Annotated in this window: 11 protein-coding genes and 1 pseudogene; 1 reads left to right on the forward strand and 11 read right to left on the reverse strand. The window is 36.9% G+C overall.

Going from position 1 to position 14,349, the window contains the following annotated elements; genetic code table 11:
* Window positions 1–8: 8 nt before the first annotated feature.
* Together buk and BMW36_RS02105 are read right to left on the reverse strand one after the other, a co-directional pair.
* Complete coding sequence (buk, locus tag BMW36_RS02100; protein WP_089738485.1) at window positions 9–1,085, reverse strand: butyrate kinase; 1,077 nt, start codon at window positions 1,083–1,085, stop codon at window positions 9–11.
* A complete protein-coding gene (locus BMW36_RS02105) occupies window positions 1,082–2,734 on the reverse strand; it encodes an AAA-type ATPase lid domain-containing protein (RefSeq protein ID WP_175480324.1) in 1,653 nt (550 codons plus the stop codon). The genes buk and BMW36_RS02105 overlap by 4 nt, the downstream gene beginning before the upstream one ends.
* Before the next feature lie 198 nt (window positions 2,735–2,932).
* Here BMW36_RS02105 and BMW36_RS02110 point away from each other — a divergent pair, with 198 nt between their 5' ends.
* On the forward strand, window positions 2,933–3,175 hold the full coding sequence (locus BMW36_RS02110) for a DUF2627 family protein (RefSeq protein ID WP_089738488.1): 243 nt from the start codon (window positions 2,933–2,935) through the stop codon (window positions 3,173–3,175).
* Window positions 3,176–3,213: 38 nt separating this feature from the next.
* Here BMW36_RS02110 and BMW36_RS02115 read toward each other — a convergent pair whose 3' ends face one another.
* The 9 genes and pseudogenes from BMW36_RS02115 to BMW36_RS02155 all read right to left on the reverse strand — a co-directional run bounded on the left by BMW36_RS02115 (window position 3,214) and on the right by BMW36_RS02155 (window position 13,673).
* The gene (locus tag BMW36_RS02115) at window positions 3,214–4,560 is read right to left on the reverse strand and encodes an aspartate kinase (protein WP_089738490.1); all 1,347 of its coding nucleotides are present in this window, start codon (window positions 4,558–4,560) and stop codon (window positions 3,214–3,216) included.
* Between the two features lie 180 nt (window positions 4,561–4,740).
* Window positions 4,741–5,346, reverse strand: a pseudogene (gene safA, locus BMW36_RS02120) (SafA/ExsA family spore coat assembly protein).
* Window positions 5,347–5,470: 124 nt separating this feature from the next.
* A complete protein-coding gene (gene spo0A, locus BMW36_RS02125) occupies window positions 5,471–6,253 on the reverse strand; it encodes a sporulation transcription factor Spo0A (RefSeq protein WP_089738492.1) in 783 nt (260 codons plus the stop codon).
* Window positions 6,254–6,512: 259 nt separating this feature from the next.
* A complete protein-coding gene (gene spoIVB / locus BMW36_RS02130; protein WP_089738494.1) occupies window positions 6,513–7,793 on the reverse strand; it encodes a SpoIVB peptidase in 1,281 nt (426 codons plus the stop codon).
* A gap of 210 nt (window positions 7,794–8,003) precedes the next feature.
* On the reverse strand, window positions 8,004–9,734 hold the full coding sequence (gene recN / locus BMW36_RS02135; protein WP_089738496.1) for a DNA repair protein RecN: 1,731 nt from the start codon (window positions 9,732–9,734) through the stop codon (window positions 8,004–8,006).
* Between the two features lie 16 nt (window positions 9,735–9,750).
* Window positions 9,751–10,200, reverse strand: a complete 450-nt coding sequence (gene ahrC / locus BMW36_RS02140; RefSeq protein WP_089738499.1) for a transcriptional regulator AhrC/ArgR — start codon at window positions 10,198–10,200, stop codon at window positions 9,751–9,753.
* Between the two features lie 61 nt (window positions 10,201–10,261).
* Window positions 10,262–11,083 (reverse strand): TlyA family RNA methyltransferase, encoded by an 822-nt coding sequence (locus BMW36_RS02145; protein ID WP_089738501.1) that lies wholly within the window; start codon window positions 11,081–11,083, stop codon window positions 10,262–10,264.
* Window positions 11,084–11,090: 7 nt separating this feature from the next.
* A complete protein-coding gene (gene dxs / locus BMW36_RS02150; protein WP_089738503.1) occupies window positions 11,091–12,989 on the reverse strand; it encodes a 1-deoxy-D-xylulose-5-phosphate synthase in 1,899 nt (632 codons plus the stop codon).
* Between the two features lie 108 nt (window positions 12,990–13,097).
* The gene (locus BMW36_RS02155; protein WP_089738505.1) at window positions 13,098–13,673 is read right to left on the reverse strand and encodes a hypothetical protein; all 576 of its coding nucleotides are present in this window, start codon (window positions 13,671–13,673) and stop codon (window positions 13,098–13,100) included.
* Window positions 13,674–14,349 lie beyond the last annotated feature (676 nt).

Here is a 14,349-nt window from a genome sequence, read left to right on the forward strand (position 1 = left end):
CAATCCTTCTAAACAATCTCATATTCCTTTGCCTGCTCTCTCCCTTGTAAGACCCTTAAAGTCCCTCTTGCTAATGCTAAAAGCGTACTTTCTCCAGGGAAGGTGTATACATCTGCAATCCAGCTGACTCTTCTGATAATATGTTCATTAAGAAAGCTGATTTCTGCTAAATTGCCTGTTAAGATAATTCCGTCAACATTACCTTCTAGTACTGCAGCCATTTTACCGATTTCCTTTGCTATCTGATATGCCATCACTTCAATTACTTCCATAGCTTTTTTATCTTTTTGCCGCACAAGTGTTTTCACTTCATCCATTTTCTTCACATCTAAATATGCTTTTAATCCGCTATGATGGATCAGTTTTTGTTTCAATTGATGCTCAGACATAGATGCGTGACTACTAAGGTTAATCAGTTCATTATTCGGCAGACTTCCCGAGCGTTCGAACGAAAAAGGGCCTTCCCCATCAAACCCGTTATTGACGTCAATCACTTCGCCCCGGCGGTGTGCTCCAACTGTCACTCCACCATCTATATGTGCTGAAATCACGTTGATTTCTTCATATGTTTTATTCAACTGCTTTGCTAGTTCCATTGCTGTAAATTTCTGATTTAATGCATGAAAGATACTTTTCCTCTTAATCTCAGGTAGTCCAGTTGATTTCGCAATTGGGGACATCTCATCAACAACAACGGGATCGACAATAAATGAATGGATATTTAGATTATTGGCAATTTGATACGCTAATATTGCTCCGAGATTGGATACATGTTTGCCATTCACCTCATTTTGCAGATCCAGGATCATTTTCTCATTAATAAGGTAAGTCCCTCCGCTTATCGGTCTCAGTAACCCACCTCTACCGCAGACAGCATCTAAAGAGGACAAATTCAAACCTAAATCAATTATCGTATCAACGATGGCATTCTTTCTGCATTCAATCTGGTCATAAATATCAGATTTTTGATCATTGAGCTGGATATTCTGTTCGAAAATGTTCCGGTCATTTTCATAAATCGCTATTTTCGTTGAATGGACCAGCGGATTTATGACTAAAATACGGAAAATTTGTTTATTACTCATGTGCCACCTCGATCAATATTATATTTATCCATTTTATAGTAGAGATTTCTTATAGATATCCCTAATTGTTTAGCCGTTTTTGTTTTATTATAATTATTTCCAATCAACGTATTTTCAATATAGTTTTTCTCAAACAAATCTATTGCAAGCTGCAGTTCCATACCTTCTGTATATGCAGGTGTTTTTCTCTCCATAATATTAAGAAAATAATCTGGCAATAATTCTTTGTTTAATACAGTTTGTGCTGTACTTGCTTTTGTTGCTGCATGTTCCATAACATTTTCTAATTCGCTTATATTTTTAGACCAGTCATACTGTTCAAATAAATCGACTACATCTTCACTAACTTCCTCGAGTTGTGTCTTATACTTCATATTATTTTGATTCATAAATTGGTGGGCCAGCGGTAAAATATCCTGCTTCCGATTCCGTAGTGGCGGGAGTTCAAGCTGGTATCGGCTTATCCATTCATAAAACAGACTTCTTGGCAGTTCCTCATTTAACATACTCGTTGAAACAATTAATTGGAATGATTCCGGACTATTGTACTCCGCCATTTCTTCTGCCATTCTATCAAGAAGATTTGCAGGCACCAAAGTACATTCATCAATAAAAAGCGTACCTTTTTTCACTTCTTTGAGAATCCCGTTTTCAGCAAAAATAAAGTTTTTTAAACTTTCCTCATCCCATTCCGCCGCTCTTAGAAGCTTAAATGGATACTCTTTTCTGTTACTATCAAAGTGAAGGGTTCTGGCAATTAATTCTTTACCAGTTCCTTGTTCACCCCTTAGAAAAATGGGGACATTCATATTTGCATAAAATTTCGCTTGTTTTTTTGCCATTGTTAACTCAAAAGAATCTCCAATAATATCATCAAACAAATAGGTTTTCTCCAAATTTCTTATAACAGATGTTGCCATGTTATATTTTCTTCTGTATTTGTTTAACTCTTTAAAATCTTTAATCATCTGAAAACATCCATATAGTTTACCGCTAATAATGACTGGTTTGGAAGTTACTTCGATTTCCAAGTCATTCCCTATGGTAACAACTTTAATTATTTTGCGTCGCTGTTTAATTGTTTCCTCTACAATTTGAGCTAAAACATTATCCAATTCACTAAGTATACTATCGTCACCTTCGTCACAAAGGCGTTTTACCAGCTGTTCCCATTTGTTATTAAAGTATGTTTCCTCTTGATTGGAGAAAACAAACGAGACCGCATCAGGTGAGTATTCCACGATTAATGGGATCACCTCTGTTAGAGGATAATGACCAGTTTGTTCCTGCACATTTTCTATAAATAAGTCATATTCTTGGAAAGTTACCATCGTACTTATGGTTAATCCTTTATCATCCAATATTGGGCTGTATGTACAAAAGACATCCTGCCCGTTTGCTCTTAGCTTCTCTATCCGGTTCAGCACTTCCCTTTTTTGCCATACTTCATCTACCATATTTTCAGAGAAAAACTCAGCTAAGAATTTCCCTTCCAGTGTGCCGTTTTCATCTGCCGCTAAGCATGAAACTGCATAATTATTGGCATGTACTATCTGTTTTCTATCATCCAAAATAAGCAGCCCAAACGGAAAGTTATTTATAAATTTTTCATTAAAATTAGTTATTATTTGTTTGTTTTTTGCAGACAATTTCACCACACCCTGCATTTTTTTGCATGTCTTTATGATATAATTTTATGCAAAAATTAGCAAGCTAGAACTTACTTTGCGAAAATCAAAGTTCCTGTGCTATACTCATACTATCATTTGTATTGTGGCTTATATATAAATCCTAAATTTTGAATATATGCCATTATTTGCATCATTACTATAGAACGGAGTTATCATATGAGATTAATTGCTCTTTTGTTATTAGTACTACCAGCTGTATTGGCTACTTATGGTATTAAATTAATGAGAGATGCCTTTTTCGGGGAATTGACTGCAATATTCTTCCATATTGTCGTCCAATTTATTATCGGATTAGCATTATTTATTGGCGGACTGGTATTTATCGGTGGGTTTATATTACACAGGGACAAAAAAAGACAACTAATAAAAGGCGGGAAAAACAACAGATATAATCATTAATCTGTTGTTGCCCGCCTTTTTCATTTTATCAGAAAGGATTAACCGAAAAATGTTTTGTATAAGGCTCTTACAGACTCATCGACTTTGGAAGATTTTATTCCGAACATCATCGATACTTCTGAAGACCCCTGATTAATCATCTCTAAATTAACATTTGCTTCTGCAAAAGCGTGGGTTGCCTTATCGGCTAGACCAACTGTACTGTCCATTCCTTCTCCCACAACCATTATCAACGCAAGATCACGGTCTATGTGAACAGTATCTGGATGTAATTCATTCTTAATTCTGGTAATTACTCGTTCTTCTTTTTCTTTTGTCATACGTGATTCTCTTATAATTACTGAAATGTCATCAATACCTGATGGTGTATGCTCGAAAGAGATTCCTTCATCTTCTAAAATAGTTAGTAATTTTCTGCCAAAGCCAATCTCTCTGTTCATTAAATACTTGCTGATATAAATGCTGACAAATCCTGTATCACTTGCAATCCCAACAACCGGATTTGGTTGTGGTTCTTTTTTCGATACAATGATCGTACCCATAGCCTGTGGATTATTTGTATTTTTAATACATACAGGGATATCAGCTTTAAATGCTGGTATCAATGCTTCATCATGAAATACGGAGAATCCCGCATAGGATAATTCACGCATTTCTTTATATGTTAGTGATGTAATCTCTTTAGGACTTGGTACAATGTTCGGGTTCACACAGTATACAGAGTCCACATCAGTGAAGTTTTCATATAAATCTGCCTTCACACCTGCAGCAACAATAGAACCAGTTATGTCAGATCCGCCCCTTGAGAATGTTATCAGTTTCCCATCCTTTGTATAGCCAAAGAAACCTGGAATAATAACAATTTCGTCACGATCACGAAGTTTATACAAATGGTCGTAACTCTCTTCTAGGATTTGCGCACTACCCGGGTTATCGCTCACAAAAATGCCTGCATCTGCAGGATTTAAATATGCTGCTTTTAGTCCAAGTGACTGTAAATAAACACTTAGCACCTTGGCAAGGGAATCTTCACCAGTCGCTTTAATGGCATCCATCTTCAGTTCTGCACTGTTATCGGAAGCAAAAATTTCAACAACACCCTGCTTAATTTCATTAATTACTTCGTCCGAAATGTTCAGCTCGTTTGTGATGTCTTTAAACCGGTTTAATACAGTTTCTAATTTATCTTCATATGGTTTATTATTTAAAAACGCCTCTCCCATTTCAATTAACAGATCAGTGACTTTCGTATCCTCAGAAAAACGTTTTCCCGGTGCTGATACAACAATCACTTTTCTATCCCGATCATCTTGTATAATATTTGCTACTTTACGTAATTGTTCAGCATTTGCTACTGAACTGCCTCCAAATTTAGCTACCTTCATCTTATAACCTCTCCAATAATTATTTTTATACCAATAAAAATATTATCATATTTCTGAACATTTTGTTAAATAAAACTTAGTCTTATTTTTAAAAATATTGGAGAATAGCTACGCTTTTGTCTATAAGATGCCCCTGATGCTAAAATTCAGCAGTATATCATGCTAGAGCTTACGGAATTGTTATTTACTCATAAACATCTGTGTCCAATAGTATCCATCTGGATCATAACCTACTCCTATATGAGTATAATTTCCATTCAATATATTTTGACGATGTCCACTGGAATTCATCCATGCCTGAACGACTTGATAAGGGGTACGCTGACCTTTTGCTATATTTTCTGCTGCCGAGCGATAGGATATGCCGAAATCCTGGATCATATTAAATGGGGATCCGTAAGTAGGACTCTGGTGACTAAAGTAATGATTTTCGCTCATATCTACTGACTTATATCTAGCAACACGGGATAATTGCCAATCAGGTCTTAAAGGAGAGAGTCCATATTCCGCTCTTTCCTGATTAGTTAATTGTATTACCTGATATTCTATTTTTTTAATCTGGTCAATACTTGGGATGGTTATTTTTTGACCTGGATAGATTAAATCAGGGTTTTTTAGCTGAGCATTCGCCTAGATTATTTCCGATAGTCCGATCTTATGCTTTACGGATATTTTCCATAATGTGTCTCCAGGTTGAACATAATAATTAGTTGAAGCTGCCAGTATACCTGGAATAATTAAAAGCAGCATAGTGACAATTCCTAATGATGCAACCAACTTTTTCATCTGTTTCCCTCCAGTTTTTGATAATTCTATATTTTACAACCGGAAGATTTTTATTCATTTTTCTTTTCATAAAAAAACCCCTTCCGAAACAGCTCGGATAGGGGGCAACATATGAAAATATATATCAGGAAGCTCTATGTTCAAGTCTTAACCTGTCAGCAACCATCGCGATAAATTCGGAATTGGTTGGTTTTGCTTTTGAAACACTTACAGTATAACCAAATAAAGAAGAGATCGAATCAATATTCCCTCTGCTCCATGCGACTTCGATTGCGTGGCGAATGGCACGCTCAACTCGGGATGCAGTAGTATTAAATTTAGAAGCAATATCAGGATAAAGTACTTTCGTTATGGAACCGAGCAATTCAATATCATTATAGACCATTGTTATCGCTTCGCGTAAATACATATACCCTTTAATATGGGCAGGGACACCAATTTCATGAATTATATTAGTAATACTTGCTTCCAGATCAAACTTTTTATGATGATGGTTTACAGCTCTTCTGTCATTACTATGGGCAGCTGTCTGAAGTCCTTTTACCTGTCTGATTTGATCTGCAAGATGCTCTAAATCAAATGGCTTTAAAATGAAATAGGAAGCTCCTAAATTCACTGCCTTTTTCGTCACATCTTCCTGGCCAAATGCTGTCAGCATAATTACATGAATTCCTTTTGTCCGTTCTGACTGCTTAATTTTACTAAGCACAGCCAATCCATCAATATGCGGCATAATAATGTCCAATATAATAACCTCTGGTTCAACTTCTTCAACCATATCGAGGCATTCTTTACCATTATAAGCTTTCCCCACTACTTCCATATCACTCTGATCTTCTAAGTATTCCTCCATAAGCTGCACAAGTTCCCTATTGTCATCAACTAACAAGACTTTCGACTTTTCCACTAAAGTTCCTCCTTCATTTGGTCATACATTTTTTGGTATAGATAATATTTTCGACAAAAGGATAATAATTCCTTCTTTTCTTCAGAAAAACTTTTATTATTTTCGAATTACTTGAGTTTTCTTTAATTTTCGACTTAATTCTTTATTTTATATGTTCTTTCTTACAATTGTCGAAAAATCTTTAAGCTTTAGTAAATTATAACAACTAAATAGATATGTAACAAGTAAAAGGTTACCATATTTTATGGCAACCTTAAGATTAACTGGCTTTATCTGATTGTTTGTATATATCTATACCTGCCTCATTTAACATCCACTCGATATGGACACCATAACCGCTTGTTGGATCATTTACAAAGACGTGAGTAACCGCACCAATTAAACGTCCATTCTGAATAATTGGGCTTCCGCTCATCCCCTGGACAATACCGCCAGTTGCATCTAAAAGTCTCTTGTCTGTTATCTTTACAATCATACCTTTTGTTGCCGGCGCTTCCTGTACGACATTATTCACAATTTCTACGTCAAAAGCCTCTACTTCCTCACCTTCAATAACGGTTAATATTTGAGCTTTACCTTCTTTCACCTGACTGGGTAAGGCGATGGGAAGTGGTTCCGACCATTTATTTTTCTCCGGAGTACTGTCTAATGCTCCAAAGATTCCAAAAGGGGTATTTTTTGTTATATTCCCAAGCTTTGAATCATTCACATCAAATTCTGCCCGCTTCTCACCAGGGATACCATTCTCACCTTTTTTTATTTCTTTAACTGTTGAATTCACAATGGAACCATTATGGATCTCTACAGGTTTCCTTGTATCCATATCGGAAATAATATGTCCTAATGCACCATATTTTTTTGATTGTGGATCATAGAATGTCATTGTTCCAATACCTGCTGCAGAATCACGGATATATAAACCGATACGATAATCATTGTCGTTTTTATCTAACTGAGGTTTTAGACTAGTTTCTATAGTTTTATTCCCTCGTTTCAGCTTTATTTCCAATGGACTGTTATTTTTTCCTGCCTGTTTGACAAGAGGGGCGACTTCTTCCATTTTCCTGATCGATTGGTCATTAATTTGAATAATACTGTCACCTACTTTAATATTTGCATCTTCACCAGGTGATTTATCGCCATCTTCTGTTGGAACAATATGATGGCCAACAACAAGAACACCCTCCGTGTGTAAATTAATACCGATTGATTGCCCACCCGGAACGACATAATAATCATCATATACGGAAATGTCTACTTTCTTTAAAGGAATATTGGAAAATGTGTAAATTACTTCCGTATCGCCACTTTCTTCAGCGTACGGCATAATATCTGCAGCGGTTCTTGCATGAGAATTTTCTGTTGTTGTCACGGTAACAGCATCTCCTAAGTTGGGTAACTGAATCTGATCGATGCTGTTAAATACTTTCATTTGGCTGGGGATCGAAAGATATATTTGAAATGGTGTAACCAAAGGTAGTGTCAATAAAGAGACAAGGAGTATTAATCCTATAATTTTTCTAATCCAGTCATTTTTCATTACATCACCCTCCTTGTTATACAGATCATGATATCTGTATAACTAATTTGGCCTTTGAAACGGTTTTTTAAACCCGTTAAACATAGCAATTTCTTGTGATGTTTTCCACTTTTCTTAGAAAAACCTGGCTTGGTATAATGATGAATAAAGTATTACAAGCCTGATTTTTCAATGGGTGTTTTCGTATGAAAAAATCATGGATTATTCTAATTATTTGTTCTTTAATTGTTTATTCCCTTCAATTAATTCTTTTGCGTGTAATTTTGAGGCATCAGTTAACTCAGTACCTGTCATCATCTTACCTATCTCAGCAATACGTCCATCAAGATCCAGTTCTTTAACAATTGTATGAGTGCGGTCGTTTTTAACTTTTTTCTCTATTTTTAAATGGGTGTCTGCGATGGACGCTACTTGTGGCAGATGAGATATACATAATACTTGCGAACCGATGGAAATGTTATATATTTTCTCAGCCATTGCTTGAGCAACTCTTCCGCTAACTCCTGTATCAACTTCATCAAAAATGACACTTGTAAGCCCTTGGTGTTTAGCGAAAATGTTTTTAAGTGCTAACATAATACGAGACATCTCTCCACCTGATGCAATCTTATGCAATGGTTTAGGTGGTTCCCCGGGATTAGTGGATATAGAGAATTGAACATGGTCTATTCCTTTCTCCGTTGCTCTTACAGAAACACCATCTAAATTTAAATGCTCGGATCCGCCGTTATTTATTATATTAACATCCACTTTAAACTGGGATTTTTCCAAATATAATTCTTTTAGTTCACTTAAAACAGCTTTCTCTAACTGATTCGCAGCTCTTAGGCGCAGGTCATGAAGATTTTTCGCCTCCAGCAGTAAATCCTGAGACATTCCTTCGAGCCGCTTTTCCAACATTTGAATATGTTGGTCATTGTTCTCTATTTCATTTAATTCTTCTTCCACTTTAGCACTATACTCCAATATTTCTTCAACATTTGAGCCATATTTTCGCTTTAACTGGTTTATTTCATTTAATCTTGACTCAATAATCTGTAAGCGCTCAGGATCAAACTCCATCCCGTCAATCTGTTGTCTCATTTTATAAGATAATTCCTCAATAATATAATAATGGTCAATAAACTGATCATAAATTTCTTTTATATCCTGATTATTTTCCCCAGCTATCTCAAGATGATTCGAAGTAAGGGACAGCCAGTCCAAGGCACGCTGCTCACCATGCAAACCATTATATGCATCCGTAATGTTCTGGTATATTTTTTCAAAATTTTGCAATGTATTTCTTTCTTCAAGTAAAGATTCATCTTCATTTGGTATTAAGTTAGCTGATTGTATTTCAGTTAGCTGAAATTGCAGTAAATCGAGACGCTGTGCTAATTCTTTTTCATTTTTATTTTGACTTTGATATTTTTTTAGTAAAGTCTTCCACTTGGTATAAATTGTCTTGTATTCATTCATAAAACCAGGTTGGGTTGTTTGAAAATAATAATCCAGTAATTCAATGTGTTTTTCCGGGTCTAATAATGCCTGTGTCTCGTGTTGACTGTGAATGTCCAGGAGTAATTGACCAATTTCCTTTAATATGCCTAGTGTTGTCAGTTTACCATTAATACGGCAAATACTCTTTCCTGACTGGGAAATTGTCCGGTGGAGAACTACCATCTGGTCCTCCCTTATCTCAATACCTAATTGTTCAGCTTTTTCGTATACCGGATGATCCACTTCTTCAATGATAAAGAGTCCCTCTAAAACGGCTTTTTTCTCACCATGCCGGATATATTCTACAGACCCTCTGCCACCTGTTAACAAACTAAGAGCATCAATGATGATTGATTTCCCCGCACCCGTTTCCCCTGTCAGGACTGTAAGCCCTTTTTGGAAAGTAATCGATAAACGATCGATAATTGCAAAATTTTCAATCGACAGTTCTGTTAACATTTTAACACCCCTATAACTAAAGCATTTCTAGAAACTGATTCTTTATTTTTTCCGCATCGTCTACTGTTTTGCATATAATAAGAATGGTATCATCTCCGCAAATGGTTCCAATAATTTCTTCCCAGCTTAAATTATCAATTAATGCACCCATTGCCTGTGCATTCCCCGGCAGGGTTTTCATTACTATAAAATGCGTTGCTGTGTCAATACTAACAAAGGCATCCATAATAAATCTTCTTAACTTATTTAATGGGTTGAATTTCTGGTCAGCAGGCAAGCTGTATTTATACTTACCCTCAGAAGTGGGAACTTTAACTAAATGAAGTTCTTTAATATCACGGGATATTGTTGCCTGTGTAATGGTATATCCTAGATCTTTGAAATGGACAACCAAGTCATCCTGTGTTTCTACTTCATTTTCGGTTATAATTTCTCTTATTTTAATATGTCTTTGCGCCTTATTCATCAACATATCCTCCAAGTTAAAGATTGTCATACGAAAATGGACTACCTTATCCGTAGTCCAATTACTTATTCGTCAATTCCTGATGTGCTTCCGTAACTACACGATCTACTTCTTCAGGTAAATTTTCATGTTTATTACTGTGGCTTCCTTTTTTTAACCATGCAAGAAATTCAATATTCCCGTCCCCACCTGTTATGGGCGAGAAGGTTAAACCCGAAATCGAAAAACCAATGTTTTTAGCAAATGTTAAGATGTTTACACCTACTTGTTTGTGTACATCAGGATCTCTCACTATTCCTTTTTTTCCAACTTGATCTCTTCCAGCTTCAAATTGGGGTTTGATTAAGATAATGCAATCACTTTGTTCACTTAAAATATTATACAATGGCTCTAATATTAATCGTAAGGAAATGAAAGAGACATCCACCGTTGCAAAATCAGGCGTCTCATACTTTAACATATCGGGGGTTACATGCCTGAAGTTAGTTCTCTCCATAACCACTACCCTTGGATCATTTCTCAGTTTCCAATCCAGTTGATTATAGCCAACATCTATTGCATAACTAAGTTTGACACCATTTTGTAAACCACAATCAGTAAACCCGCCTGTTGAAGAACCTACATCTACCATAATTCGATTATCAAGTGAAATGTTAAAAAATTTTAGTGCTTTCTCCAATTTCAGACCACCACGGCCCACATATGGTATTAATTTTCCTTTAACTTCTAGCGGGATATCATCATCGACCTTGGTACCCGGCTTTTCCAGCCTGATTCCTTTAGAAAAAACCAAGCCAGCCATAATTGTTCTTTTCGCTTTTTCTCTGGTTTCAATCAGACCTCGATCGACGATTAACTGGTCCAGACGAATTTTTTTACTCATCTACTTATCATGCCCTTTTTTTATTATTCTTTTGTGGTTGCATTAAATAGTTCATTTCTTTTATAACATTATCCTCTGTCAAACCGATTTCTTCCAGTAATTTATCAACATTTCCATGTTCAATAAATCGATCAGGTATTCCCATCCGTTTCATTTTTGGATAATAATTATGCTCTTCCGCAAATTCTAATACCGCACTTCCGAATCCACCTTGAAGTATTGATTCTTCAATCGTTAAAACAGGAATATTCCGTTTCATAATTTCGTGCAGCATTTCTGTATCCATTGGTTTTATAAAACGAGCATTTACTACTTCCACATTTACACCATTTTTCTTCAACTTTTTACTAGCCGAAAGTGCCATTTCAACGGTTGTCCCGAAAGTCAATATGACAGCATCCGTCCCTTTCTCCAATACTTCCCATTTCCCAATCGGTATAGAGTGAAATTCTTCTTCCATCGGTACTCCAAGTCCGTTACCACGTGGAAAACGAAGAGCAATTGGACCATCATTATAATTCATGGCAGTATAGACCATGTGTTGACATTCATTTTCGTCCTTTGGCATCATTAATACTAAATTAGGTAAATGACGCAAGAAGGAGATATCAAAAACGCCCTGATGCGTTTCCCCATCTGCTCCAACAAGCCCGGACCGATCAATTCCGAATGCCACATTCAGATTTTGCCTGCACACATCATGGACCATCTGGTCGTAGGCACGTTGGAGAAATGTTGAATATATTGCTACAAAAGGTTTCATCCCCTGTGTCGCCATACCAGCTGCCATTGTGACAGCGTGCTGTTCTGCAATCCCAACATCAAATAGACGATCTGGATAACGTTTCTGAAATTTCTCTAACTTTGACCCAAGGATCATCGCAGGGGTGATTACAGCAACTCTGTTATCTAATTCAGCTACTTTCTCAACCGCATCACTAACCACCTGACTCCAAGCCGGTTTATTGTCAACGGGTTTAATTTTTTCACCAGAATCAATTTTATATGGACCGACACCATGCCATTTATCTTTTTTGTCCGTCTCAGCAGGTTGATAACCTTTCCCCTTCTTGGTAATTACATGAATTAATACCGGACCATCCGTTTTAGCAGCGTACTGCAGATTTTCTTCCAGATCTTTAAAATCGTGTCCATCAACTGGACCAAAATAAGTAAAGCCAAATTCCTCAAAAAGCATACCAGGAACCATAAAATATTTCATACTATCTTTTACGCGCTCAGCAGTTTGCGCAATTTTACCACCGACTGCCGGAATGCGTTTCATTAAGTATTCAATTTCATCTTTTACACGATTGTATTTACCCGCACTGCGCATTCTCCCTAGCGCTTTGTGCAGTGCCCCTACATTTCCAGCAATAGACATTTCATTATCATTGAGGATTACAGTTAATTTCTTTTTTTCATGGCCGATATGATTTAGTGCTTCTAAAGCCATACCACCTGTTAGAGCGCCGTCCCCAATTATCGGTACAACGGCGTTCTTTTCATTCTTCAAGTCTCTTGCAGCAGCCATACCCATGGCTGCAGATAAAGAGGTGGAACTATGACCAGTTTCCCAAACATCATGTTCACTCTCAGACATTTTCGGAAAACCGCAAAGACCTTTGTATTGACGCAATGTGTCAAATTGGTCTGTTCTGCCTGTTAACATTTTATGAATATAGGATTGATGACCTACATCAAAAATAAGCTTATCATACGGACTATTAAAGTGTTTGTGTAAAGCTAAAGTTAACTCCACGACACCAAGGTTCGCTCCTAAGTGTCCACCTGTTACAGATAGTTTCTCAATTAAAAACTGGCGAATATGCATCGCAAGTTCCTCTAATTCTTCCACCGACAATTGTTTTAAAAATTTGGGATCTTTCATTTTGGTAAGGTCCACAAGCGGTGTCCTCCCTACTTCATTCATTTTAGTTACTTATCATCTGAATTATTAAATTCCTCATTCCCGAATCTAACAGCAAAAAAACGGAAACACGAAACTTGTCTATTATTTTGACAATACTTTTATTTTAAGCTTATTCTCCAGGAATGCAATGATTTTACCAACAGTATAAATAATCCTGGTGGATGAATGTATTGCCAGATACTTCCCTAAAGCTTTTCCTCCAACCGTTAGTGCAGCCACTAAGCTTGTTAAAAATACACTTAACGACAAATGTAACGTGGTACCTTCACTATAACCGAAATTATTCGAAATTTGCAAGATAACAATAGCAGAGGCAGTTCCGCTAATTATACCAGAAATATCCCCAATTACATCATTACAGAAGCTTGCAAATCGATCTGCATTCCTGACAATGGCAATTGCCTGCCTGGCACCGCTTACCTTCTCTGCTGCCATTGCATGAAATGGCACCTCATCTGCTGCTGTTGCAGCGATACCGAGCATATCAAAGAAAACACCTATTAATACGATAACTAAAACAATTAATAAGCCAACAATTGACATGACACCGCTTAAGACAGATGATGAAACAATTGAAAAAATAGCCGCTAGCACAAATGTGATAACGGCAATACTCAAACTAAATTTTATCGACTTTTGCAATTGAGTCTTATTCATAAACTTACCTCATTTAAGTAAATCATTCTATTTTATATAAGCCACCATTATGTATTAATAATGGAATGGTCATTTATGCAGTAAAAACTGCGGCTTAGGTCCAGTAGGTTTTCCCAGACAGATACCGAATGTTGCCATTCTGGCGGTTCCCCTTTAAATCTGTCTTAGCGTTGTCACCAACAGCTAGACTGGATTACCACTTAGTCCACACTATAATCCCGCATAAATGTCTTGAACAGAACAGCCTAGGAGATTTCCTCAACAACCTTTAACCATTTCCTAGCCTCTTTTGCAGTACGAATTTCATACAGAAAAACATGTCCTGATTAGTGGCCACCTAATCAGAACACTTTATTGCCTGTAATCCCCTTCGTACCACTCAAGGCAGGCTACGCTGCTCACAAAGATCCCGATCCTTGTTAAAGCAGGTTCATACCCCATTCCATTCTCGCCCCTTGGCTAAGTGACAAAAACAGAGATGGGCCTCCGCGGAAGAAGGGTCTTCGCCCACATGCCTTTGTGGATCGCCCTTCAACCTTAACTCCCAGCATCGACCCAAGGCTGGGCGCCTCAAGCCAACACAAGGAACTTCATCGATGTGCCCTTTGGCGGATTTTTAGGCCCGCCTTCAGAAATGGAGGATTGACTAGGATACTGCACCATTCCGTATTTATAT

Source organism: Gracilibacillus ureilyticus (genome assembly GCF_900111195.1).
GTDB lineage: Bacteria > Bacillota > Bacilli > Bacillales > Amphibacillaceae > Gracilibacillus > Gracilibacillus ureilyticus.